Source organism: Pontiella sp. (genome assembly GCF_041622395.1).
GTDB lineage: Bacteria > Verrucomicrobiota > Kiritimatiellia > Kiritimatiellales > Pontiellaceae > Pontiella.
Genome location: NZ_JBFJYW010000381.1, coordinates 1 through 2,867 on the forward strand (window position 1 = coordinate 1; position 2,867 = coordinate 2,867).

General features: G+C 60.8%; 2 protein-coding genes. Both read right to left on the reverse strand.

Going from position 1 to position 2,867, the window contains the following annotated elements; genetic code table 11:
* Nucleotides 1-815, reverse strand: an 815-nt coding sequence (locus ABYO54_RS15760; protein ID WP_372809187.1) for a ParA family protein, incomplete at its 3' end; no start/stop codon positions are given.
* A 32-nt stretch (nt 816-847) separates the two neighbouring features.
* On the reverse strand, nt 848-2,867 hold a 2,020-nt coding region (locus ABYO54_RS15765; RefSeq protein WP_372809188.1), incomplete at its 5' end, for a DNA gyrase subunit A.

A 2,867-nucleotide genomic window follows, 5' to 3' on the forward strand; every position in this document is an offset into this window, starting at 1 on the left:
ATCACGCTCGAAAGCGTCGGCAATTCGACCTCTTGGCGGGCATCCTTTTTCTGACGTTTCAGGAATTCCTTGGCGAGGTTGCGGTAGGCGGCCGCCCCCACGCAATGCGGATCGTATTCGATGATGGGCTGGCCGAAACTCGGCGCCTCGCTCAGCCGGACATTCCGCGGAATCAGCGTTTCGTAGACGCGGTCGCCGAAATGCTTCACCACTTCCTGCACGACCTGCTGCGAAAGGTTGGTGCTGACGTTATACATCGTCATCAAGATGCCGCTGATGTGCAGATTCGGGTTCCCGGCTTCGCTGATCTGGTTAACGATGTCGACCATCACGCCGAGTCCTTCCAGAGCGAGATATTCGCACTGGATCGGGATGATCACCTCATGCGCGATGTTCAGCGCATTCATGAACAGGATGCCGAGCGAAGGCGGGCAGTCGAGAATGATGTAATCGTAGACCCCGCTCTCGATCACCGGATCCATCGCTTCCTGCAGGCGGTGCAAATAGTCGTCGCGCCGCGCTATGGCGATTTCCGCGCCGGCGAGATCCAACTCCGAAGGAATGATGTCGAGATTCTTGATCCCGGTTTCCTTGATCAGGCCCTGGGCATCGGTTTCGCCGAGCAAAGCCGGGAAGATGCTGGAGCCGAAACCCTTTTCCAACCCCAACCCGCTGGTGGCGTTCGCCTGTGGGTCGAGATCGACCAGCAGCACCTTCTTTCGCTTTTCCGCCAGGCAGGCCGCGAAGTTGATGCAGGTCGTGGTTTTGCCCACCCCGCCCTTCTGGTTTGCCAGGGCCACAACGGTAGTCTTCATACAATCATTCCTCATGAACTGGGCTTCAAAACCTATTCAGACGGCTCTTCCGGTTCCGGCTCCACGGCGGGGGCTTCGGGGGCCGGAGCCTCGACGGCTTCAACCGGGGTTTCGCCCTCGGCCACCGGCTCTTCGGGGGCATCCTCTTCCGGATCCAGGACCGCGGCGGAGACCAGCTTGTCGCCCGGCTTCAGGTTGAACAGTCGCACGCCCTGCGTGTTGCGGCCAATGACCCGCAAATCGCTGGCGCCGATGCAGATCATCTGCCCGCCTTCGGAGATGAGCATCAGGCGATGCTCGTCGGTAACGGCGTGGGCGCTGACGACCTTGCCGTTGCGCTCGGTGGTCTGGATGCTGATGATGCCCTTGCCGCCGCGGGTTTGCAGGCGGTACTCCTCGAAGCTCGTGCGCTTGCCGTAGCCATTTTCGGTGATCGCCATCATGGTCGACTCGGTATCGACGATCTCGATCGTCACCACCTCGTCGTCGCCTTCGAGGCGGACGCCGCGAACGCCGCGGGAGACGCGGCCCATCGGGCGGGCATCCGTTTCGTTGAAGCGGATCGCCTTGCCGTTGCGCATGCTCAGGATGATCTGGTCGTTGCCATTGGTCAGCTTGACGCCGATCAGCTGGTCGCCCTCGTCGATGTTGATGGCGTTGATGCCGGCCACCCGCACGTTTTTGTAGGCCGAAAGCACCGTCTTTTTGACCGTGCCTTTCTTGGTGGCCATGATCAGGTTGTGCGTATCGTCGTTGAGCTCGCGGACGCAGAGGATGGCGGCGAGCTTTTCGTCCTGCGCCATCGAAAGCACGTTGGCCAGCGAACGGCCGCGGCTTTGGCGGGTGCCTTCGGGGACATAGTAGGCCTTGAGCCAGTACATCCGCCCGGCTTCGGTGAAGCAGAGCAGGTAGTCGTGGGTGGAGGCCGAGAAGATGTGCTCCACGAAATCCTCATCCTTGGTGCTCATGCCGACCACGCCCTTGCCGCCGCGGCGTTGCTGGCGGTAGGTATCGGTCGGAACGCGCTTGATGTAGCCGGTGCTCGAAAGCGTGATCACGCAGGGTTCGTCGGCGATCAGGTCTTCGATGTCGATCTCGCCTTCGTCGATCGAAAGATCGGTGCGGCGGTGGTCGCCGTACTTGGCGCGGATCTGCTCCAGGTCTTCCTTGATGACTCCGAAGATCTTGCTGGGATGGTCCAGCAGGTCCTGGAGGTATTCCATCAGCGTTTTGAGTTCGGCGTATTCGGCCTCGATCTTGTCGCGTTCGAGCCCGGTCAGCTGGTAGAGGCGCATGTCGAGGATGGCCTTGGCCTGGATTTCGCTGAACCCGAATTTGGTCGTCAAGCGCTCCTGCGCCTCCTCGCGGTTGCTGGAGTCGCGGATGATGCGGACGACCTCGTCCATGTTGTCCATGGCCAGCAGGTAGCCCTCGAGAATGTGCGCGCGCGCCTTGGCCTTCGCGAGGTCGAACTCGGTGCGGCGGGTCACCACGTCGAAACGGTGGTCGATGAAGCACTGAAGCGCTTCCTTCAGGTTCATGACGCGCGGCTTGCCTTTGTCGATCGCCAGCATGATGCCGCCGAAGGTGGATTCCATCTGGGTGTGCTTGAAGATGTTGTTGAGCAACACGTTCGGAACGGCGTTGCGCTTGAGTTCGATGACCAGGCGGATGCCCTCCTTGCCGGACTCGTCGCGAATGTCGGAAATGCCTTCGAGCTTTTTGTCGCGGACGAGGTGAACCATCTTCTGGATCAGCAGCGTCTTGTTGAGCGCGTAGGGGATTTCGGTGATGATGATGCGGGCCTTGCCGTTATCGTCTTCCTCGATGTTGGCTTTGCCGCGCACTTTGATCTTGCCGCGGCCGGTCTGGTAGAATTCGCGGACGGCGTTCAGGCCGTAAACGGTACCGCCGGTCGGGAAGTCGGGCCCTTTGATCAGCTCGTGGAGCTCGTCGATCGTCGCCTCGGGATTGTCGATCAGCAGGATGGTGCCGTCGATCACCTCGCCGAGGTTGTGCGGCGGGATGTTGGTGGCCATGCCGACCGCGATC